Below are 20,658 nucleotides of genomic sequence, written 5' to 3'. Positions count from 1 at the left end.
GCAATAGTTCGTTTTCCTAAAGTAACGGCAGCGCAGAGGAAATGCCCGATTCGCACTCACGCCCGTATGTCTCGCGTCAGAAATTACCCGGCGCGAAATGCAATCGTAGTCGCGTGACCGACGCGCGATGTCCGGACGCGCGACCACTGAAGCGGCCGCCAGCCCATCCGTTGGCGACCCGCGACACAAACGCCGATAATCTCAGCAACCGGGAACGCAGGGCCGATACACATTGCCGACCACACATGACGCACAAGTGCCTGAAAAGCCGGCGCCAGCTGCCCCGCAATCCCCGAAATTGAACGGCACCGGCAAACCGTCCGCGCTGCGGCATCACATGAAGCCTGCCAACGCCCAACACCTTACGCCCAACGCCTTACGCAAAGACCGCCTCATGAACCCGAGACACTCAGCGATTCTCGTCGCGCTCATCGCCGCCGCGCTGTTCGGCGCCGCGACGCCGCTCGCGAAGGCACTACTCGGCGCGATGTCGCCGTTCATGGTCGCGGGCCTGTTCTATCTCGGTAGCGGGATCGGTCTCGCCATCGGGATCCTGCTTCGCGGATTGCGCAGCCGCCACGCGCCGGCCGGGAATGCCGCGCCCCTGCAACGCGCGGACCTGCCATGGCTCGCCGGCGGGATCGCGGCCGGCGGCGTCGCGGGCCCGGCGCTGCTGATGCTCGGGCTGTCGAGCACGCCGGCCGCGACGAGTGCGCTGCTGCTCAATCTCGAAGGTGTACTAACGGCCGTCATCGCGTGGGTCGTGTTTCGCGAGAACGTGGATCTCCAGGTGTTTCTCGGCATGGTCGCAATCGTCGCCGGCGGCACGCTGCTGTCGTGGGTGCCGGGGCGCGCGGGCATGCCGGCCGGTGCGCTGCTGATCGCCGCCGCGTGCCTGTGCTGGGCGATCGACAACAACCTGACCCGCAAGGTCGCCGCGAACGATGCAATGGTCATCGCATGCGTGAAAGGCCTGGTCGCCGGGCCCGTGAATATCGGCATCGCGCTCGCAGCCGGTGCGTCGCTGCCCGCCGTTCCGGCCACGGCCGCCGCGATGCTGACCGGCCTCGGCGGCTATGGGATCAGTCTCGTGTTGTTCGTCGTCGCGCTGCGTCATCTCGGCAGTGCGCGCACGGGCGCGTATTTTTCCGTCGCGCCGCTGTTCGGCGTCGTGCTGTCGCTGCTGATCTGGCCGGCGCTACCGTCCGTCACGTTCTGGATCGCGGCCGCGTTGATGGCGCTCGGCATCTGGCTGCATGTGCGCGAACGGCACGAACACGAACATGCGCACGAGCGGCTCGCGCATACGCACCGGCATCGGCATGACGAACATCATCAGCACACGCACGACTTTCCGTACGAGGGCGATGAACCGCACACGCATCCGCACGTGCATCTGCCGATCACGCACAGTCACGCGCATTTCCCGGACATTCACCATCGCCATCGACACTGACCGCGCGGCCCACGGACAAAGACGCGCGACGCACTCAACGTGTTTCGCAAGGTAACCGTTTATGGGGCGTCGTTTCGTGTCCGCCGCGCCCCTTCGACACCCAACGATTCAGTCGTCCGTCTGAATCAGCCGGATCAATGAACCGTCCAGGTCGATCAGCGCACCGCGGGTACCGCCCCATGGCTCGCGTTTCGGCCGATGCGCACGCGGCCAGCCGGTCGTCTGTTCCGGAATGCCGGCCGCGAGCAGCTCATCGAAGAACGCGCCGACGTCGGCGAGCCGGAAACAGCAGCTGAACCAACTGGTGGCCGGATCGAGGTCGGGATGCGGAAAGAATTCCAGCAGCAGGTCGCCGCGCCTCAGGATCATCCACCTGTCGTCGCGCCAGGTTTCGACGAAGCCGAGATTCGCGTAGAACTGCGATGTGGCTTCGAAATCGCGTGACGGCAGATTGGGAGTGGCTAAATCGGTCAAGACTGTTCCTCCGGTGGGCGTTGAGATCGAACGAACGCGCGGGACAGCGCGCGAATGGCTCTCGTGCATGCTCGGTCAAGCGCTGCGTATCGGCAACCGTCGCAGGGCACCGTCGTGACGCAGGTGCGGCGAACGACGGGTCGTCATCGCAAGCGGTCAGACGATCAGCCGATCACTCGACTCCGACGATCACGCTCGACGCCTTGAAGATCGCCGACGCAGGCTTGCCGCTCGCGAGGCCGAGTCGATCGACGCTGTCGTTGGTGACGATCGCGACGATTTCCGCGCCACCCGCGGCCCGGATCACGACTTCCGAATTGACCGCACCCTTCGCGATCGACGACACGGTGCCCGCGATGCAGTTGCGGGCAGACACCTTGCTGCTGTCGACGTCGACCATCACGATCACCGACGATGCCTTGACGAGCGCGAACGCTTTCGTGCCGGCCGCGAGGCCGAGCGACGCGACGCTGCCGTGCGTGATCACGGCGACGATGTCGAGGCCGTCCGAGGTACGCAGCGTGATTTCGTCGTTGACGGCACCGGGCTTGACGGCGCTGATCTGGCCGGCGAACTGATTACGGGCACTGCTTCGCATGATGACTCTCCGGAACATGGGCCGCGCGGCGGGCGGCGAGCGAATGATGGAAACCGCGGACGAGCTTACCGGCAATGCCGGTGACGCGCGCCGTCGGCATCGACATACCGGACATGCGAGACCACGCAGGGTGATGCGCGACGGCGCGTGTCACGCACGCCGTCCCGCACAGTGCGCGATTACCTGGCCGGGGCCGACGCAGCAGCCGGCGCACTGGCCGCCGACGTCTGCTGCGACACAGCGGGCGCCGCGTCGCCTTCCCATCCGCCGCCGAGCGCGAGGAACAGCTTCACCTGGTCGGCGGCGACTTGCCCTTCGGCCGCAGCGACCTGCGCGCGCACACTCGTTAACGTGCGCGTTGCATCGAGATCGGAGATGAACGATTCGCGGCCGGCCACGAAGAGTCGGTGCGTTTCGTCAGCGGAGTTGCGCGCCGATTCGTAGGCCGTGCGCAACGCATCGGTGCGCTGCACGTCGGCCGCGTAGGTCGCGAGACTCGACTGCGTTTCGCGCAGCGCGTTCAGCACGACGCCGTCGAAGTGCGCGAGTGCGCCGCCGGTCGCGGCTTCGGCTTCGCGCACGCGCGCGCGCTGGCCGTTGACCGGGAACGACCAGCTGATCAGTGGTCCGAACGACCAGCGATTCGTGGTGGACGAGAACAGGTCGGCGGCGACGCCGACCGATCCGGCCGACGCGCCGATGCTGATCGACGGATACAGCGCGGCGGTCGCGACGCCGATCCGTGCGGTTGCGGCGGCGAGCTGGCGCTCGGCTTCGCGAACGTCGGGGCGGCGGCGCAGCAGCGCGGCGCCGTCGCCGATCGGAATCGGCTGGCGCAGCTTCGGCAGGCGCTCGCATTCGGCGACCGCCTTCGGCAGGTCGGCCGGCGAGCGCGCGAGCAGCGCGGCGAGCTGGTATTGCGCGATCTTGCGGCGACCTTCGAAACGCGGGATGTCAGCGGACAGCGTGCGCACCTGCGTGACGCCGCGCGTCACATCGGTCTGGTTGCCGCGCCCCGCATCGCGCAGCCGCTGCGACAGCTTCACGCGCTGCTGCTGCAGCGCGAGCGACTGCTTCGCGATCGCGAGCTCGTCGCCGGCGGAGCACGATTCGACGTACGCACGCACGACGTCCGCGACGACCGTGATGCGCGCGAGGTCGGCGGCCGCCTGCACGGCTTCGCTGTCCGCGCGCGCGGCCTCGACGCCGCGCCGCAACTTGCCGAACAGATCGAGTTCATACGACACGCTGATGCCGACCGTGCCTTCGTTGACGACCGGCAGCTTGTTCTCGAGCAGATACTGCTCGGCCGATTCCTGCGCGCGCTGCACGGCTGCTTCCGCGCTACCGGAGAAGCCGCCCTGTTCGTGCGCGACTTCCAGCGCTGCGCGCGAACGCGCGAGGTTGGCCGCGGCGACGCGCAGGTCGGTGTTCGATTTCAGCGCGCTACGCACGAGCGCGTCGAGCACGGGATCGTCGTACAACTGCCACCAGTTGCCGGGCACGGCGTCGCGCGAGACGAGCGCGCCGTTCGCGTCGTCGAGCGCATGGTTCGCGAGCGGCGCATTCACGTACGCCTGCTGCGGCAGCGTGTAATCGGGGCCGACGGACTTGCACGCGCCGAGTGCGAGCGCGAGCGGCGCGAGTGCCGCCGCGAGGCGCAGGTCGTGCCGCTTCATTGCGATGCTCCCGTCGCGCTGACGGCCGCCAGCGCGGATGCCGCGGGCGCCGAAGCGGATGGCACGGCTGCCGTGGAAGCGCCGGCAGCCGGCTTCGTCTTGTCGTCGCGGCGCGTGTCGGTGCGCACCGCGACGGTCGCGGTGCGGCCGGCGATCATCCGGAAGTCGTCGGGCACCTCGTCGAGCACGACCCGCACCGGCACGCGCTGCGCGAGCCGCACCCAGCTGAATGCCGGGTTCACGTTCGGCAGCAGGTTCGCGCCCTGCGTGCGGTCGCGATCCTCGATCGCGGCGACGATGCTCTGCACGTGGCCGCGCAGCGGATGCGGCTCGCCCATCACGACGATGTCGACCGGCTGGCCGATGTGGATGCCGCGCAGCTTGGTTTCCTCGAAGTAGCCGTCGACGCGGAACGAATTGCGGTCGACGACCGACAGCACCGCGCGGCCGGCCGGCACGTATTCGCCGACGCGCGGCGCACGGTCGTTCAGGTAGCCGTCGACGGGGCTCACGATCGTCGTGCGCTGCAGGTTCAGCTTCGCGGTATCGAGCGACACCTGCGCATCGGCGACGGCGGCTTCGCCCTGCTCGACGCGCGTGCGGCTTTCCTCGACCTGTTCGCTGGCGACCAGATTGCCGAGCTGCAGGTTGCGCGCGTATTCGCGCTTCGCCTGGGCGAGCGTCGCACGGCGCTGCGCGAGCGTCGCTTCGGCGAGCCGTTCCGCGAGCGTGTAGCGCGCCTGGTCGATCACGAACAGCACCTGGCCGCGCTTGACCTCCTGGTTGTCGGCGACCTGCACGGCGGTGATGAGCCCCGCCACGTCGGGCGCGACCTGGATCACGTCGGCGCGCACGTGCCCGTCGCGTGTCCACGGCGAGAACATGTAGTAGTTGATGATCCGCCACAGCACGAGGCCGGCCACGACGACGACGATCAGGGTGAGCAGGATCTGCCCTGCCGAGAGCCAGGTTTTTTTCACGGTTAGCTAGCCACGAGATGGTGAGACACGATGACGACGGCGGCAAACACGAACACGTAGATGCCGAGGTCGAAGATCGAACGGTGCCAGACGAGGCGGTAAAAGCCGACGCGCTCGAGCAGCGCGCGCACGACGATGTTGATCAGATAGGCAATCAGCATCAGCACGAGCGGAGCCGGCACGAATACGCCGAAGATGTCGATTTCGCCGATCATGGTCGCGGTCGGAAAGACAGGTTGGAAAGCGGGATCATGCGCGTGCTCCGTCCGGTGCCGATTGCGGCGGCTGAGCGGACGCGGCCGGGTACAGCGACAGCCGCAGGCCGACGAGCGCATGCAGCGTATCGCGCAGCCGGCGGTGCGTCGCGGGCGTGGCGGGGGCCGCTGGCGCCGCGGGCGTCGTGCCGTCGTCCGCCGGGGCCGCCGCCGCGCCCGGCAGGTTGCGACCGGCCACGCGCTGCAACGCATCGTCGATCGACGCGAGCAGCGCCGGTGGCGCCGGCTGGCGCGCGTTCGCGGCCGCGCAGCGCGTGTAGTGATCGGTGACGCCGGCCAGCACGCGGTCGATCGCGTCCGGCACGTCGCCCGACAGCTTGCGACGCGAGCGGCGCAGGTCGAGCGCGTTCAGCGCGATGCGCAGGTCGCGGAAGCTCTCGATCGACGGATGGCGATGGTCGTCGGACGCGCCGAGGCGCGGCAGCAGTTGCGTGACGCGATCGAGCATGCGCGACGCATGGTTGCGCTGGTCGTCGAGCGGCTGCGTCGACGCGGAGCGCGCGACGTCCTCCCAGCCCGAGCGCAGCAGTCGCCGCACCGCGAGTTCCGCGCCGAACGGCCGCGTCGCCCGCGTCCATACGTATGCGAACAGCAGCCCGGCGACGCCCGCGAGATTGCTGTTCAGGAACACGAAGAAGTCGGCCTCGTACGCGCTCTGGATGCTGATGAAGGTCGCGGTGTTCACCGCGACGAGCATCGTCACCATGTTGAACTGCGGGCGCGGCAGCAGCGTGCCGATCAGGATGAACGGGCCGGCGAACATCAGCACGAGCATCGCGAAGTCGTGCACGTGCGGCAGCACGGCGAACAGGTACAGGCCCGCGAACACGACGCTCGCGGTGGTGGCCAGGAAGAACTTGAACACGAGCGGCGCGGGCTCGTCGAGCGCCGCGAAGAAGCTGCAGGCGACGGCGACCAGCGTGACGGCGCCGGCGCCGTCGTGCCAGCCGGACTGGATCCACAGCCAGCACGCGAACACGATCGCGCCGGCCACGGTCAGCGTCGAGAACAGCATCATCCCGCGATCGAAGAAGCGCTCGGTGCCGCCGAGCCGCCAGTGCCGGTAACGCGGCTGCCAGACGCCCGACTCGTTCGCGATCAGCGCGCGCAGCGAGCGGCAGTCCTGCCAGATGTCGATGACCTGGCGCAACCGCCACAGCGCGTTCGACAGCAACGCGCCGTCCCAGCTCGTCAGCGCGCTGTCGGGCGGCTGCAGCGCCGCGACGCGCGCGCGCAAGTCGTCCGCGACCGGGTCGTCGGCCATCGCGCCGTCGGTGCCGTCCTTCAAGGCCGGCAGCGGCGCGTCGAACCACTTCGCGGCGTCGGCGAGCAGCGCGTCGAGCGCGGGAGGGCGCACGTGCAGGTCGCGCATCAGCGCGATCAGCGGATCGGCGAGCGACGACATCAGCGGCAGGAACAACTGCATCCGGCCCGCGAGCGCCTGCGTGCGGGCGAGCACGTGCGGGTGCGCGTGGTCGTAGCTCAGCTGGCTCAGCAGGAATTCGAGGCCGGTGATGGTCGCGGCGAGGCGTTGCCGGCACGCGGACAGCGCCTTGCCCGCGAGGTGCCCGGACAGCGTCTCGCGGCCGTAGAACGCGGCGTCCTTGAACCACGCGTCGGTGCGCTCGATCAGCGTGGGCGCGAGCCGGTTCGGGAACACGGCGCTGCCGACCACGCTCGCGCACACGATGCCGAGCACGATTTCCTCGGTGCGCGCGATCGCGACGTCGAAGACCGTCGACGGATCGGTCACGGTGGGCAGCGCGACCAGCGGCATCGTATAGCCGGCAAGCATGAACACGTAGCTGCGCGCGGTGCGGTCGGAGATCGCGAGGTAGAGCAGCGTGCCGCACCACGTCGCGACGATGACGCTGAACAGGAGCGGCGTCTCGACGAACGGCGGCACGAACAGGATCGCGGCGGCCGCGCCGAGCGCGGTGCCGAGCGCGCGATACAGCGCCTTCGAGCGCGTCGCGCCGACGAACGGGTTCGACACGATGTAGACGCTCGCCATCGCCCAGTACGGACGCGGCAACTGGAAATACAGGCCGAGATACAGCGCCAGCATCGACGCGGCGAACGTCTTGCCCGAGAACAGCCAGTCGCGAAGGCTCGGATAAGTCATGAAGCGGAATCGGCGGGATGGGACGGACGGGACGCCGGGTGCTGCGCATCGGCCGCGCCGAATGCGTTCAGGACGCGCAGCGTCGCTTCGAGATCGGCGCGCGTGACGCCCTTGAGCACCTGCGCGCGCAGCACGCGAAGGTCTTCTTCCATCTTCGCGGTGACCGCGCGGCCGGCGGCCGTCAGCGAAATCGTCTTCGCGCGGCGGTCGTGCGGATCCTCGTCGCGGCGCGCGAGGCCGGCCGCGCACAGCTGGTCGAGCAGGCGCACGAGCGACGGCCCCTCGATGCCGACGTGCTCGGCGAGCGTGCCCTGGCGCACGCCTTCGCCGAGACGGCCGGCGATCAGCAGCGGCGTCGCGCAGGCTTCGGACACGTTGTACGCGGTCAGCACGGCGTCGCTCGTGCGGCGCCACTTGCGCGCGGTGAGCACCAGCAGGCTGCTGACGGCGAGGCGAAGATCGTGCAGATTGGTCATGCGCGAGATGATAGAGGCAAAAACATTCGATAGCAAACTATCGGTTTTGTCACCGGAGTGTCATTGCCGAACGCTGCGGCGCCTGCCTGTAACCGGAAATTCGGGCAGCGGGCCCGGGGCTGGTCGCGCTGTAAACCTGTGAATTCGCGGTGGATCGAATCAGACCATGCCGCGCGGACTGCGGCGGTCGAGATCGCCGCGCTGGGGGGGCGCACGATTCGTGCGCCGTGTCGGCGCGTTATAAGCACGACGCGCGGACGCGCCACCTGGACAGCCCCACACCGGTCCCGCCGAATGAATGTAGCGCATCATGCGTTCCTGACCGTCCTGCTTGCACACGCGATTGCACTAGGACAATAATTTTCGGGTGTCTTTCTGAGCGACCATGCGAAAGCAACGACGGAGACATCGAGATGGGACGGACCGAGGTATCGGCGCGCTGGCACGACGCGATCGGCGCGGTGCACGGCATCGAGTCGAAATACAAGCGGCTCGTGAAGGCAATCGCCACCGACATCGAAAGCGGCGCGCTCGCACCGGGCGCGCGGCTCGCGCCGCAGCGCGACGTGGCGTCGAGCCTCGGCGTCAGCGTGCAGACCGTCACCAATGCCTACAAGGAACTCGAAAGGCAGGGCCTGATCCGCTGCGAAGTCGGGCGCGGCAGCTTCGTGGCCGCCCGCGTGACCGAATCGATGTCGAACTACATCCTCGATACGGCCGAGCGCGAGCTGGTCGACTTCTCGATCGCGCGCATCGTGCATACGCCGGAGCACGATGCCGCGTGGCGGGGCGTCTGCGCGGCGATGGCCGACACCGACGACCAGCCGTGGATCCGCTCGTTCCGGCCGATCGCGGGCCTCGACGCGCATCGCGAGGCCGGCGCCGCGTGGCTCGGCTCGCTGAACCTGCCGGTCCATCCCGAATCGCTGCTGATCACGAACGGCGCGGCGCACGGCATCTTTCTCGCGCTCGCGTCGATCGTCGGGCCGGGCGACACCGTGCTGTGCGAGAGCCTGACCGACCACGGCGTGATCGGCTCCGCGAACGTGCTCGGGTTTACGCTGAAAGGGCTCGAGATGGACGAACATGGGATCCGTCCCGAACATTTCGAGGAAATGTGCGACGGCGAGCGAATCAGCGCGCTCGTCTGCACGCCGACCCTCAATAACCCGACGGTGTCGATGATGTCCGATTCGCGCCGCAAGTCGATCGCGCGCATCGCGTCGCGCTACGGCGTGTACGTGATCGAGGACGACGTGTACGGCCCGCTCCCTGCGAAGACGGCGACGCCGATCGCGAGCCTGATCCCGGACCTCGGCTTCTACTGCACGAGCATGACGAAATCCGTGCTGACCGGTTTGCGCACCGGTTATCTCGCGATGCCGAGGCGGCTCGCGCTGCGCGTCGAGAGCGTGCTGCGCGTGAGCAGCTGGATGGCGACGTCGCCGATCGCGGAGATCGCGACGCGCTGGATCGCCGACGGCACCGCGCGCAGGCTCGTGGAGCTACAGCGCCAGCGGCTTGCGACGCGCCAGGAGATGGTGAAGGCCGCGCTCGGGTCTTATGTGCTGGGTGCGCATCCGAATGCATTGTCAGCGTGGCTGCGCGTGCCCGACTACTGGCAGGCCGACCGGCTCGTGCGCGAATTGCGTACCCGCAAGATCGCGGTGACGTCGCCCGACCCGTTCCTCGTCGGCGGCACGGAGCGGCCGAACGCGGTGCGCGTGTGCATCGGCGCGGAGACGACGGATGCCGCATGCAACGCCGCGCTCCAGACCATCGCGGGCGTGTTCGAGCAGTATCCGCACGTGCACGATTTTCACTGAAGCGCGGCAGGCGTCGTGCCAGCGACGCACAATGTACCAGGACATTCGAAAGCGCAATTTGGAACATTAGACTGGATCGCACCACATCAATGAGGCGCGCGATCCATGTCTTTCCTGTCGCTGTCCGACGTCTACCGCGCGCGCCGACGCATCGCCAGGCATGCGTGCGTCACGCCGCTCGTCACGTCCGCCGCGCTGTCCGCGCTGTCCGGCACCCCCGTCCATCTGAAACTCGAAACGTTGCAGCCGACCGGCAGCTTCAAGCTGCGCGGCGCGGCCAACGCGCTCGCTGAACTCGCGTCGCAGGGTGTGACGCGCGTCGTCACCGCATCGACCGGCAATCACGGCCGTGCGGTTGCGCATGCGGCGCGTGCGTTCGGGATCGAGGCCGCCGTCTGCATGTCATCGCTCGTGCCGGCCAACAAGGTGGACGCGGTCGCCGCGCTCGGCGCGCGGGTCGTGATCGCGGGCGACAGCCAGGACGACGCGCAGGCCGACGCGCGGCGTCTCGTGCGCGACGAAGGCTATGCGTACGTGCCGCCGTTCGACGATCCTCGAATCATCGCCGGGCAGGCGACGATCGGCGTCGAGATTCTCGAAGCGTTGCCCGATGCGGCAACGCTCGTCGTGCCGCTGTCCGGCGGCGGGCTGTTCAGTGGCGTCGCATTCGCCGCGAAGGCGATCCGGCCGGCGATCGAGGTGATCGGCGTGTCGATGACGCGCGGCGCCGCGATGCACGCGAGCCTCGCGGCCGGGCACCCGGTCGACGTCGACGAACAGCCGACGCTCGCCGATTCGCTCGGCGGCGGCATCGGTCTCGACAACCGCTACACGTTCGACATGACGCGCGCGCTGGCCGACGACGTCGTGCTGCTCGACGAGCCGGCGATCGCGCGCGGCATCGCGCATGCGTATCGCGAAGAGCGTCTCGTCGTGGAAGGCGCGGGCGCGGTCGGCATCGCCGCGTTGCTGGACGAACGGATCGCGCGCCGCGATCGCGGCGGTCCGATCGTCGTGGTCGTCAGCGGCGCGAACATCGACATGGCCGTGCATCGCCGGCTCGTTTCGGAGAACTGACATGACCCATCCCGTCACGCTGCTCGGGCAGGCGCAATTGCGCGCGCTGGTTCCGCTCGATCTGGCCGCGATCGACCAGGTCGAGGCCGCGTTCGTGTCGCTCGCCACCGATGCGGTCGCGATGCCGCCGATCCTCAATCTCGCGCTGCCGGCGCGGCACGGCGAAGTCGACGTGAAGACCGCCTACCTGCCGCGCTTTGACAGCTTCGCGATCAAGGTCAGCCCCGGCTTCTTCGACAACCCGTCGCTCGGGCTGCCGAGCCTGAACGGGTTGATGCTGGTGCTGTCCGCGCGCACCGGCCTGACCGAGGCCGTGCTGCTCGACAACGGCTACCTGACGGCCGTGCGCACCGCGGCGGCCGGCGCGGTGGCCGCGCGCCAGCTTGCGCGTGCCGATGCGCGCCGCGCGGCGATCGTCGGCGCGGGCGAACAGGCGCGGCTGCAACTCGACGCGCTGATGCTCGTGCGCGACATCACGCACGTGACGGTCTGGGCGCGCGACGCCGGGCGTGCCGCGCGATTCGCGGCCGACGTGCGCGCCGCGCACGGGATCGACGCGATCGTCGCGCGATCGGTGCATGCGGCGCTCGCCGACGCGGACATCGCGGTGACGACGACGCCGAGCCGCGAGCCGCTCGTGCACGCGGAGGATCTGCATCCGGGGCTGCACGTGACAGCGATGGGTTCCGACGCCGACTACAAGACCGAGCTCGCGCCGTCGGTGTTCGGCACGGCGCGCTACTTCTGCGACCGGCTGCAGCAGACCCGCGTGGCCGGCGAACTCGCGCACGCGATCGCCGCCGGTGCGGTCGCGGCCGACGCGGTGTTTACCGAGCTCGGCGAAGTCATCGTCGGGCAGCGCGACGGCCGCACGCATCGCGACGACATCACGATCTGCGACCTGACCGGCACCGGCGCGCAGGACACCGCCATTGCCGTGCTCGCGCTGCAGCGCGCCCGCGCGGCGGAGGTGGGCACGATTTTCCACAACGACCTCACGACCTGAGAGGAGACAGATGTCCGCAGTCATCGAACCCCACCAAGCCGTGCCACGTCTCGCGTTCGAGCGCAGCGAATACGCTGCGCGCATCGCGAAGACGCGCACGGCGATGCAGCGGGCCGGCATCGACCTGTTGATCGTCACCGACCCGACCAACATGGGCTGGCTCACCGGCTATGACGGCTGGTCGTTCTACGTACACCAGTGCGTGCTGCTGCCGATGGACGGCGAGCCCGTCTGGTACGGCCGCGGCCAGGACGCGAACGGCGCGAAGCGCACCGTGTTCATGGCGCACGAGAACATCGTCGGCTACCCGGATCACTATGTGCAGTCGACGGCCCGTCACCCGATGGACTACCTGTCGACCGACGTGATTGCCGCACGCGGCTGGAGCACGCTGCGCATCGGCGTCGAGCTCGACAACTATTATTTCAGCGCGGCGGCGTATGCGTCGCTGCAGAAGCATCTGCCGGCCGCGCGCTGGGTCGACGCGACCGCGCTCGTGAACTGGCAGCGCGCGGTGAAGTCGCCGCGCGAGATCGAGTACATGCGCGTTGCGGCACGGATCGTCGAGCGCATGCATGCGCACATCGTCGACACGATCGAGCCCGGCATGAAGAAGAGCGATCTCGTCGCGCAGATCTATGCGACCGGGATCGGCGGCGCGGACGGCTTCGGCGGCGACTATCCGGCGATCGTCCCGCTGCTGCCGACGGGCGCCGATGCGGCCGCGCCGCACCTGACGTGGGACGACACGACGTTCGCGCGCGGCGCGGGCACGTTCTTCGAGATCGCCGGCTGCTACCGCCGCTATCACTGCCCGCTGTCGCGCACCGTCTATCTCGGCAAGCCGCCCGCGCACTTCATCGAAGGCGAGCGCGCGGTGGTCGAAGGCATCGAGGCGGGGCTCGCGGCCGCGAAGCCCGGCAACGTGTGCGAGGACATCGCGAACGCGTTCTTCGCGGTGCTGCGCCGCGCCGGCATCGAGAAGGACAGCCGCTGCGGCTACCCGATCGGTGCGAGCTATCCGCCGGACTGGGGCGAGCGCACGATGAGCCTGCGCCCGGGCGACCGCACGGTGCTCGAACCCGGCATGACGTTCCATTTCATGCCGGGGCTGTGGCTCGACGACTGGGGTCTGGAGATCACCGAAAGCATCCTGATCACCGACACCGGCGTCGAGACGTTCTGCAACACGCCGCGCAAGCTGTTCGTGAAGGAGTAGGGCGATGCGGGCTTCTCCGATCACGCCGACCGTCGACTTCGACGCGGACGGCGAACAACATGGCTTTCTGAAGCTGCCTTACTCGCGCGACGATTCCGCGTGGGGGGCGATCATGATTCCGGTGACCGTCGTGAAGCGCGGCGACGGGCCGACGGTGTTGCTGACCGGCGGCAATCACGGCGACGAATACGAAGGGCCGGTCGCGCTGTCGAAGCTCGCCGGTTCGCTGAAGGCGGCCGACGTGACCGGCCGCGTGATCGTCGTGCCGTTCATGAACTACCCGGCATTTCGCGCCGGGTGCCGTACGTCGCCGATCGATTCGGGCAACCTGAATCGCAGCTTTCCGGGGCGGCCGGACGGCACCGTCACCGAGAAGATCGCCGATTACTTCCAGCGTCATCTGCTGCCGCTCGCGACCCACGTGCTCGACATCCATGCGGGCGGCCGCACGCTCGACTTCGTGCCGTTCGCGGCGATCCACGTGCTGGACGATCGCGACCAGCAGGCACGCTGCGATCGCGCGATGCGCGCCTTCGGCGCACCGTACTCGATGCGCATGCTGGAGCTCGACAGGGTGGGACTCTTCGACAGCGCGGCCGAGGCGGCCGGCAAGGTGTTCGTGTCGACCGAGCTGGGCGGCGGCGGGTCGTCGACGGCCGCGAGCGTCGCGATCGCCGAACGCGGCGTGCGCGGGTTTCTCGCGAATGCGGGCGTGATCGCGAAGGGCGACGGCGCACGCGCCACGCCGCGCACGACCACGCTGCTCGACATGCCGGACGGCTCGTGCTTCACGACCAGCGAGCATCGCGGGCTGCTGGAGATGTGCCGCGACCTCGGCAGCGAGGTCGACGCGGGCGACGTGCTCGCACGCGTGCACGACATCGACCGCACGGGCGTCGCGCCGGTCGAATACGTCGCGCGCCGGCGCGGCCTGCTCGCGGCCCGGCACTTCCCGGGCATCGTGCAGGCCGGTGACACGATCGCGGTGGTCGCCGACATCGTCGAGCGCAACATTCCGGTGGCCGCATAGGGGTGTGCACGACGTGATCAAGCTCGACCGATACGACCTGGCGATCCTGCGCATCCTCGAACGCGACGGGCGCATCACGAAGTCGAAGCTCGCGGAAGCCGTGAACCTGTCGATCTCACCGGCGTGGGAGCGCGTGCGCAAGCTCGAGGAAAGCGGCGTGATCCGCGGCTATCGCGCGGACGTCGACTGGATCGGTACGTTCTCGGGCAGTCGCATCGTCGTCGAGGTGACGCTGTCGCGTCATACCGCGCCCGACATGCGGCGCTTCGAGGATCGCGTGAGCGCGGCGCCCGAGGTCGCGCAGTGTTTCGCGACAGGTGGCGGCGTCGACTACGTGCTGCATGTGTTCGCGCGGGACATCGACCACTACCAGCGCTTCATCGATGCGTTGCTGATGGACGACCTCGGCATCGAACGCTACTTCACGTACATCGTGACGAAGGTCGTGAAGTGCGAATCCGGCGGCGCGCCGGACTGGCACTGAAACTTCGCGCGAACGCGCGGCAATACGGAAAAAACCGCAAGAAGCGGGCGCCGAAACCGAAATTTCCGCACCCGGCGGCACGACAGAATGACGCTCGTGCCCACCCAAACGAGGAGACGCAGCATGCTGCCCGGACACCCCGTTCTGTTCAAGTCGACGTGCTATGTCGACGGTCGCTGGATCCACAGCGACAGTGCCGCGACGGTTGCCGTCGTGAACCCCGCCGACCAGGCCGTGATCGGCCATGTGCCGATGCTCGAGCGCGCGCAGATCGTCGCCGCCGTCGACGCCGCGCAGCGTGCGTTCGACACGTGGCGCTGGACGCCGCAAGCGGTGCGCAGCGCGGCGCTGCTGCGCTGGCATGCACTGATCCTGCGGCATCTCGACGATCTCGCCGCGCTGCTGTCGCTCGAACAGGGCAAGCCGTTCGCCGAGTCGCGCGGCGAGATCCGCTATGCGGCGAGCTTCGTCGAATGGTTCGCGAACGAGGCGAAACGCGTCGCGGGCCGCACGATACCGACACATATCGACGGCGCGCATCTCGGCACGGTGATGGAGCCGGTCGGTGTCGCGGCGCTGATCACGCCGTGGAATTTCCCGGCCGCGATGATCACGCGCAAGGCCGCCGCCGCGATCGCGGTCGGCTGCGCGGTGGTGGTGAAGCCCGCGCACGAGACGCCGTTTTCGGCGCTCGCGCTCGCGCAGCTCGCCGACGAGGCCGGCTTCCCGGCCGGCGTGTTCAACGTCGTGCTCGGCGAACCGCGGATGGCGATGGAAACGCTCGTCGGCGATGCGCGCGTGCGCGCGGTGAGCTTCACCGGATCGACGCGCGTCGGGCGGCTCGTGACCGAAACCGCCGCAAAGGCCGGCATTCGCAAGATCGCGCTCGAACTGGGCGGCAACGCGCCGTTCATCGTCACCGAGGATGCGGACCTCGACCAGGCGGTGCGAATCGCCATCGGCGCGAAGTTCCAGACCTCCGGGCAGGACTGCTGCGCGGCGAATCGGATCTTCGTCGCACGGCCGCTGTACGAAGCATTCGTCAGCCGCTACGCGAACGCGGTGCGGGAACTGAAGACCGGCCCCGCGTTCGAGCCGGGCGTCGACGTCGGCCCGCTGATGCACCAGGCCGCGTTCGATGCGACGGCGGCGCGCGTCGACGACGCCCGTGCGCGTGGTGCGCGCATCGTCGCGGGCGGCCGGCCGCATGCGCTCGGCGGCTGGTTCTACGAACCGACCGTGATCGCGGATGCCGCACCGGGCATGCGCGTGGTCGACGAAGAAAACTTCGCGCCGATCTCGGCGGTGTGCGCGTTCGACACGCTCGACGAGGTGATCGAAAAAGCCAACGACACCGAGTACGGCCTCGCCGCCTACGTGTGCGCGACGCGTATCGACACGATCTTCCAGCTCGTGCGGCGGCTCGATTTCGCGATGGTGTCGGTCAACGGCGTGAAATTCACCGGGGCGCCGATCCCGTTCGGCGGGATGAAGGCGTCGGGCCTCGGGCGCGAAGGCGGCGCCGAAGGCTTCGAGCCGTTCAGCGAAACCAAGTACTTCTGCCTCGGCAATCTCGGCCTACCCGTCGCGGCGACGGCCTGACTCATTCAAAGGAACCCATCATGAAACAATCGATCGACGCACTGTTGCGCGAGGATCGCGCCCACTTCATGCACCCGTCGACGCACGCGTACGACCACGAGACCGGCGCGCTGCCCGGCAAGATCGTGCGCGGCGCCGAAGGCATCCATATCGAGGATCACCAGGGCAAGCGCTATATCGACGCGTTCGCCGGCCTCTACTGCGTGAACATCGGCTACGGCCGCACCGAGGTCGCCGAGGCGATGTACGAACAGGCGAAGCAGCTCGCGTATTACCACACGTATGTCGGCCACTCATCGGACGCGATCATCGAGCTGTCGTCGCGCATCATCGACTGGGCGCCGGCCGGGATGAAGAAGGTCTACTACGGGATGTCGGGATCCGACGCGAACGAGACGCAGGTCAAGATCGTCTGGTACTACAACAACGTGCTCGGGCGTCCGAACAAGAAGAAGATCATCTCGCGCGAGCGCGGCTATCACGGCTCGGGCATCGTGACAGGCAGCCTCACCGGCCTGCCGAGCTTCCACCAGCACTTCGACCTGCCGATCGATCGCGTGAAGCATACCGTGTGTCCGCACTGGTATCGCAAGGCGCCCGTCGGCATGAACGAAACGCAGTTCGTCGCGTACTGCGTCGACGAGCTCGAGAAGCTGATCGCGCGCGAAGGCGCCGACACGATCGCGGCGTTCATCGCCGAACCGGTGATGGGCACGGGCGGCATCATCGAGCCGCCGCGCGGCTACTGGCCGGCGATCCAGGCCGTGCTGCGCAAGCACGACATCCTGCTGATCTCGGATGAAGTCGTGTGCGGGTTCGGGCGCCTCGGCTCGAAGATGGGCGCGCAGCACTTCGGGATCGAGCCCGACCTGATCACCGTCGCGAAAGGGCTGACGAGCGCGTATGCGCCGCTGTCGGGCGTGATCGTCGGCGAGAAGGTGTGGGACGTGATCGCGCGCGGCTCGCAGGAGCATGGGCCGATGGGGCACGGCTGGACGTACTCGGGGCACCCGGTATGCGCGGCCGCGGCACTCGCGAACCTCGCGATTCTCGAGCGCGAGAATCTGGTCGGCAACGCCGCCGACGTGGGCGCGTATTTCGGCGCGAAGCTGCGTGACGTGTTTGGCTCGCATCCGCTCGTCGGCGAAGTGCGCAGCGTCGGGATGCTGGCCGCCCTCGAATTCATGGCGGACAAGGACGCGCGCACGCCGTTCGATCCGGCGCTGAAGATCGGCGCGCAGGTGTCGGCCGCGGCGCTGCAGCGCGGCGTGATCGCGCGCGCGATGCCGCATGGGGACATTCTCGGGTTTGCGCCGCCGCTCGTGATGACGCGCGACGAAGCGGACGAGATCGTCGGCATCGTGAAGGATGCCGTGGACGAGGTCGCGGAGCGGAATATTTCGACCGTCGCGTGAGGGTCATGCGGCGCTGATGTGCGCGAGAAGACGCCGTCGCACCGAAGTGCGGCGGCGTCTTTCTATCGACCGGTGCCGATTCGGGAAGCGTCGTCCGTCGTCAGCCTTGCATCAATCAGTAGTCCCACGTTACCGGAACGAAGCGGAAACCGTCGCCGTTCTTTGCGACATGCCCGATCGACGGGAACGCCACATGCGCCGCGGCCAGCATCGCGCCGGTTTCGGCGGCTTCGTTGAACAGCGCGATACGCACGTCGACGGCACCTTCGGGATCGTGTTCGAAGCCGTTTTGCCAGTCGGGATTGTCGAAGTTGACTTCGAAGACGGCGTCGCCGACGAACGTCAGCTTTTCACCCTTCGACGCGATGTCCACCACGCAGTGTCCCGGCGTGTGCCCGCCCGTCACGCGCGCCGACACGCCCGGCGCGACTTCCACGGTGCGGTCGAACTGCATGATGTTTTCGCCGTAGAGCTCGACGAACTTGGCCGCCGCCTTGCGCAGCGCGGGCGGAACGGTTTCCGGCATCACCGTCTTGCTGAAATCCGGATTCTTCCAGAACGCGACTTCCGCGGCCGCTACGTGAATGCGTACGTCCGGGCTCAGCCGGGCCTTGACGCCGTCGGTGTTCAGCCCGCCGACGTGATCCATGTGCATGTGCGTGATCACGATATCGGTGATCGCAGCCAGGTCGATGCCGGCCGATTCCAGACGCATGACCGAGCGCCCGGCGCGCGTGAAGTATTCGAAACCGTCGCCCACGCCCGAGTCGATCAGGATCAGGCGCTCGCCGCTGCGCACGAGCGCGATATTCAGCGCCCAGTCGAACATGTCGCGTTGCAGGAAACGGCCGTCGAACCATTCGTTGCGGTCCGCTTCGCTCACGTTGGTCGACATGGTGGAGGTCGGCAGCGGCAGAACGCCGTCGCTGATCAGCACGACATCGACGTCGCCGATGCGCACCGCATAGCGGGAAGAGACGAGTTCGCCCGCATCTTCGTTGCCGAGGGGGGCGGTAACCGGCTGTACATTGCGGATGGATTTGTTCATGGTCGATCGTCCTGTTGATCATGTGGGGTAAGCCGCACTGCGCAGCGCGGTTCGCGAGCACGACCGTGCAGGTCGCGTCCTTCGCTTCGCTCGCATGTCGATCGAGCGTGTGAGCGATTGTAGGAAAGCGCGGTGGATGCCAGTAGCACCGCGTGCGCGCACATGATGTTGTCCGGGCGACAACAATCCGGCGCCCGTCAGGGCGCCGAGGGGACCGACAGCGCTATCCCGCCAATCTCGTGATCGCGGCCTGGCTGCCCGCTTGCTCCCGAAGGCGGAACTTCTGGATCTTGCCCGTGGCAGTCTTGGGCAATTCGCCGAAAATCACTCGACGCGGGCATTTGAAATGCGCCAGTCGCTCGCGGCAGAACAGGATGACGTCCTGCTCGGTGATGGGGGAGGCATCCGGTTTCAGTTCGATGAACGCACAAGGCGTCTCGCCCCATTTGTCGTCCGGCTGAGCGACCACGGCCGCGTTGAGCACGCCTGCCATGCGATAAATGACCTCCTCCACTTCCACGGACGAAATGTTTTCTCCACCCGAGATGATGACGTCCTTGGAGCGGTCGGTGATCTGGATATAGCCGTCGGGATGCACGACCGCAAGATCGCCGGTGTGGAACCAGCCGCCGGCGAACGCTTTTGCCGTTGCGTCGGCATTCTTGAAGTACCCCATCATGACCGTATTCCCGCGGACCAGCACTTCGCCGCAAGACGTGCTATCGGCGGGGACGGGTTCGAGCGTCGCGAGATCGGTGACCGACATGTTCTCGAACGCAGCCGCGCGTACGCCTTGTCGCGCTTTCATTTTCCCTTGCTGCTCCGGCGGCAACGTATCCCACTCGTCGTGCCATGCACAGCTGATCGGCGTGCCGGCGATCTCGGTAATGCCATAGACGTGGTCGACGTCGAAACCCATCGCGCCGACGGCCTCCAGCACCGCCGCCGGCGCCGGCGAGCCGGCGGTCAGGACCCGCACACGACGAGGCAACGGCTGCAGTTCCGACGCGGGCACGCTCGCGATGCCTGCGAGGACAATCGGCGCCGCACAAAAATGATCGACGCCGTGCTTGGCGATCGCGGAGAGAATATTCGCGGCATTCACCTTGCGCAAACAGACATGGGTGCCCGCCGCTGCCGTAATCGCCCACGTGAAGCACCAGCCGTTCGCGTGGAACATGGGAAGCGTCCACAGGTAGATCGGCGCACGCGGGAGCGGCCAGTTCGTCATTTGCAACAGGCTCATCACATAGGTGCCACGATGGCTCGGCACGACGCCTTTCGGATCCCCGGTGGTGCCCGACGTGTAGTTCAACGCGATCGGCGTCCACTCGTCGATCGGGCGGCGGCCTGCAAATTCCGGATCGCCGCTCGCCAGCAGCGACTCATAATCGGTTTCACCGATGGCCGGGCCGTCGGGGGCCTCGTGATCGTTGATGTCGATCACGCGCGGCGGGTGGGGAACCGACTGCAACGCTTTCTCGACCAGAGGCGCCAGTTCGCGATCCACGAGCAGGAGCTTGCATTCACCGTGGCGCAGAATGAATGCGATGCCGTCGGCATCGAGGCGGCAATTGATCGCATTGAGAACGGCGCCCGACAGCGGGACGCCGAAGTGGGCCTCGAGCATGGCCGGGGTGTTCGGCGCGATGATCGACACCGTGTCGCCCGGCTCGATCCCCAATCGGACGAGCGCCGACGCGAAGCGATAGCAACGCTCGCGCGTTTTCGCCCACGTCTGCCGGAAGTCGCCATGAATGATCGCGGTGCGATTCGGAAAGACGTCGGCGGTTCGATCGAGAAAGGTCAGCGGCGTCAATGGAACGTGGTTTGCCGCGTTCTTCTCGAGCCCACGAGAATAGGCCGTTGCACTCATGACGTTGTCTCC

18 protein-coding genes are annotated in these 20,658 nt (G+C 67.7%); 9 read left to right on the top strand and 9 right to left on the bottom strand.

What is annotated here, in order from left to right:
• Window positions 1-394 precede the first annotated feature (394 nt).
• Complete coding sequence (locus ABIC50_RS13265) at window positions 395-1,456, top strand: DMT family transporter (RefSeq protein ID WP_354164382.1); 1,062 nt, start codon at window positions 395-397, stop codon at window positions 1,454-1,456.
• A 108-nt stretch (window positions 1,457-1,564) separates the two neighbouring features.
• On the opposite strand, the gene ABIC50_RS13260 is transcribed toward ABIC50_RS13265, so the two are convergent.
• From ABIC50_RS13260 to ABIC50_RS13230, 7 genes are all read right to left on the bottom strand, one after another.
• Window positions 1,565-1,930, bottom strand: coding sequence for a bleomycin resistance protein (locus ABIC50_RS13260; protein WP_354164380.1), 366 nt, complete (start codon window positions 1,928-1,930; stop codon window positions 1,565-1,567).
• A gap of 172 nt (window positions 1,931-2,102) precedes the next feature.
• On the bottom strand, window positions 2,103-2,528 hold the full coding sequence (locus ABIC50_RS13255; RefSeq protein ID WP_175666392.1) for a TOBE domain-containing protein: 426 nt from the start codon (window positions 2,526-2,528) through the stop codon (window positions 2,103-2,105).
• A gap of 179 nt (window positions 2,529-2,707) precedes the next feature.
• On the bottom strand, window positions 2,708-4,207 hold the full coding sequence (locus tag ABIC50_RS13250) for an efflux transporter outer membrane subunit (protein ID WP_354164377.1): 1,500 nt from the start codon (window positions 4,205-4,207) through the stop codon (window positions 2,708-2,710).
• Window positions 4,204-5,187 (bottom strand): efflux RND transporter periplasmic adaptor subunit, encoded by a 984-nt coding sequence (locus tag ABIC50_RS13245; protein ID WP_175666390.1) that lies wholly within the window; start codon window positions 5,185-5,187, stop codon window positions 4,204-4,206. Before ABIC50_RS13245 ends, ABIC50_RS13250 begins: the two co-directional genes overlap by 4 nt.
• 2 nt (window positions 5,188-5,189) lie before the next feature.
• A complete protein-coding gene (locus ABIC50_RS13240) occupies window positions 5,190-5,402 on the bottom strand; it encodes a DUF1656 domain-containing protein (RefSeq protein ID WP_006755496.1) in 213 nt (70 codons plus the stop codon).
• 34 nt (window positions 5,403-5,436) lie between these two features.
• Complete coding sequence (locus ABIC50_RS13235; protein WP_354164374.1) at window positions 5,437-7,587, bottom strand: FUSC family protein; 2,151 nt, start codon at window positions 7,585-7,587, stop codon at window positions 5,437-5,439.
• The gene (locus tag ABIC50_RS13230; RefSeq protein ID WP_006755464.1) at window positions 7,584-8,063 is read right to left on the bottom strand and encodes a MarR family winged helix-turn-helix transcriptional regulator; all 480 of its coding nucleotides are present in this window, start codon (window positions 8,061-8,063) and stop codon (window positions 7,584-7,586) included. The genes ABIC50_RS13235 and ABIC50_RS13230 overlap by 4 nt, the downstream gene beginning before the upstream one ends.
• A gap of 413 nt (window positions 8,064-8,476) precedes the next feature.
• Here ABIC50_RS13230 and ehuR point away from each other — a divergent pair, with 413 nt between their 5' ends.
• The 8 genes from ehuR to ABIC50_RS13190 all read left to right on the top strand — a co-directional run bounded on the left by ehuR (window position 8,477) and on the right by ABIC50_RS13190 (window position 17,722).
• Window positions 8,477-9,889 carry a MocR-like ectoine utilization transcription factor EhuR gene (gene ehuR / locus ABIC50_RS13225; RefSeq protein WP_175700657.1) on the top strand — a complete coding sequence of 471 codons (1,413 nt, stop codon included), beginning with the start codon at window positions 8,477-8,479 and terminating at the stop codon, window positions 9,887-9,889.
• 105 nt (window positions 9,890-9,994) lie between these two features.
• Entirely contained in the window at window positions 9,995-10,966 is a 972-nt protein-coding gene (gene eutB, locus ABIC50_RS13220) for a hydroxyectoine utilization dehydratase EutB (protein WP_354164371.1), read from the top strand.
• 1 nt (window position 10,967) lies between these two features.
• Window positions 10,968-11,972, top strand: coding sequence for a cyclodeaminase (locus ABIC50_RS13215; protein ID WP_354164368.1), 1,005 nt, complete (start codon window positions 10,968-10,970; stop codon window positions 11,970-11,972).
• Between the two features lie 10 nt (window positions 11,973-11,982).
• Window positions 11,983-13,191 carry an ectoine hydrolase DoeA gene (doeA, locus tag ABIC50_RS13210; protein ID WP_354164365.1) on the top strand — a complete coding sequence of 403 codons (1,209 nt, stop codon included), beginning with the start codon at window positions 11,983-11,985 and terminating at the stop codon, window positions 13,189-13,191.
• A gap of 4 nt (window positions 13,192-13,195) precedes the next feature.
• Entirely contained in the window at window positions 13,196-14,221 is a 1,026-nt protein-coding gene (gene doeB / locus ABIC50_RS13205; RefSeq protein WP_354164363.1) for a N(2)-acetyl-L-2,4-diaminobutanoate deacetylase DoeB, read from the top strand.
• A gap of 13 nt (window positions 14,222-14,234) precedes the next feature.
• Window positions 14,235-14,705, top strand: a complete 471-nt coding sequence (locus tag ABIC50_RS13200; protein WP_165754747.1) for an Lrp/AsnC family transcriptional regulator — start codon at window positions 14,235-14,237, stop codon at window positions 14,703-14,705.
• Between the two features lie 123 nt (window positions 14,706-14,828).
• Window positions 14,829-16,307, top strand: coding sequence for an NAD-dependent succinate-semialdehyde dehydrogenase (locus tag ABIC50_RS13195; RefSeq protein ID WP_354164360.1), 1,479 nt, complete (start codon window positions 14,829-14,831; stop codon window positions 16,305-16,307).
• 20 nt (window positions 16,308-16,327) lie between these two features.
• Complete coding sequence (locus ABIC50_RS13190; protein ID WP_354164357.1) at window positions 16,328-17,722, top strand: aspartate aminotransferase family protein; 1,395 nt, start codon at window positions 16,328-16,330, stop codon at window positions 17,720-17,722.
• A gap of 115 nt (window positions 17,723-17,837) precedes the next feature.
• On the opposite strand, the gene ABIC50_RS13185 is transcribed toward ABIC50_RS13190, so the two are convergent.
• Both ABIC50_RS13185 and ABIC50_RS13180 read right to left on the bottom strand, forming a co-directional pair.
• Window positions 17,838-18,770: an MBL fold metallo-hydrolase gene (locus ABIC50_RS13185; RefSeq protein ID WP_354164354.1), complete on the bottom strand. Its 933-nt coding sequence runs from the start codon at window positions 18,768-18,770 to the stop codon at window positions 17,838-17,840.
• 223 nt (window positions 18,771-18,993) lie between these two features.
• Window positions 18,994-20,646: an AMP-binding protein gene (locus ABIC50_RS13180; protein ID WP_354164351.1), complete on the bottom strand. Its 1,653-nt coding sequence runs from the start codon at window positions 20,644-20,646 to the stop codon at window positions 18,994-18,996.
• Window positions 20,647-20,658 lie beyond the last annotated feature (12 nt).

The sequence above is a fragment of the Burkholderia sp. 567 genome, assembly GCF_040545115.1.
GTDB classification, from domain to species: Bacteria; Pseudomonadota; Gammaproteobacteria; order Burkholderiales; family Burkholderiaceae; genus Burkholderia; species Burkholderia ambifaria.
Note: the sequence above shows the minus strand (reverse complement) of the source record. Positions and strands in the feature narration are given on the sequence as shown.

Coding starts and splice junctions, on each gene's coding strand:
- ABIC50_RS13185 (WP_354164354.1), bottom strand. CDS start 18,770: ATGAACAAATCCATCCGCAATGTACAGCCGGTTACCGCCCCCCTCGGC.
- ABIC50_RS13265 (WP_354164382.1), top strand. CDS start 395: ATGAACCCGAGACACTCAGCGATTCTCGTCGCGCTCATCGCCGCCGCG.
- doeB (WP_354164363.1), top strand. CDS start 13,196: ATGCGGGCTTCTCCGATCACGCCGACCGTCGACTTCGACGCGGACGGC.
- doeA (WP_354164365.1), top strand. CDS start 11,983: ATGTCCGCAGTCATCGAACCCCACCAAGCCGTGCCACGTCTCGCGTTC.
- ABIC50_RS13235 (WP_354164374.1), bottom strand. CDS start 7,587: ATGACTTATCCGAGCCTTCGCGACTGGCTGTTCTCGGGCAAGACGTTC.
- ABIC50_RS13215 (WP_354164368.1), top strand. CDS start 10,968: ATGACCCATCCCGTCACGCTGCTCGGGCAGGCGCAATTGCGCGCGCTG.
- ABIC50_RS13255 (WP_175666392.1), bottom strand. CDS start 2,528: ATGCGAAGCAGTGCCCGTAATCAGTTCGCCGGCCAGATCAGCGCCGTC.
- ABIC50_RS13180 (WP_354164351.1), bottom strand. CDS start 20,646: ATGAGTGCAACGGCCTATTCTCGTGGGCTCGAGAAGAACGCGGCAAAC.
- ABIC50_RS13240 (WP_006755496.1), bottom strand. CDS start 5,402: ATGATCGGCGAAATCGACATCTTCGGCGTATTCGTGCCGGCTCCGCTC.
- ehuR (WP_175700657.1), top strand. CDS start 8,477: ATGGGACGGACCGAGGTATCGGCGCGCTGGCACGACGCGATCGGCGCG.
- ABIC50_RS13230 (WP_006755464.1), bottom strand. CDS start 8,063: ATGACCAATCTGCACGATCTTCGCCTCGCCGTCAGCAGCCTGCTGGTG.
- ABIC50_RS13250 (WP_354164377.1), bottom strand. CDS start 4,207: ATGAAGCGGCACGACCTGCGCCTCGCGGCGGCACTCGCGCCGCTCGCG.
- ABIC50_RS13195 (WP_354164360.1), top strand. CDS start 14,829: ATGCTGCCCGGACACCCCGTTCTGTTCAAGTCGACGTGCTATGTCGAC.
- ABIC50_RS13190 (WP_354164357.1), top strand. CDS start 16,328: ATGAAACAATCGATCGACGCACTGTTGCGCGAGGATCGCGCCCACTTC.
- eutB (WP_354164371.1), top strand. CDS start 9,995: ATGTCTTTCCTGTCGCTGTCCGACGTCTACCGCGCGCGCCGACGCATC.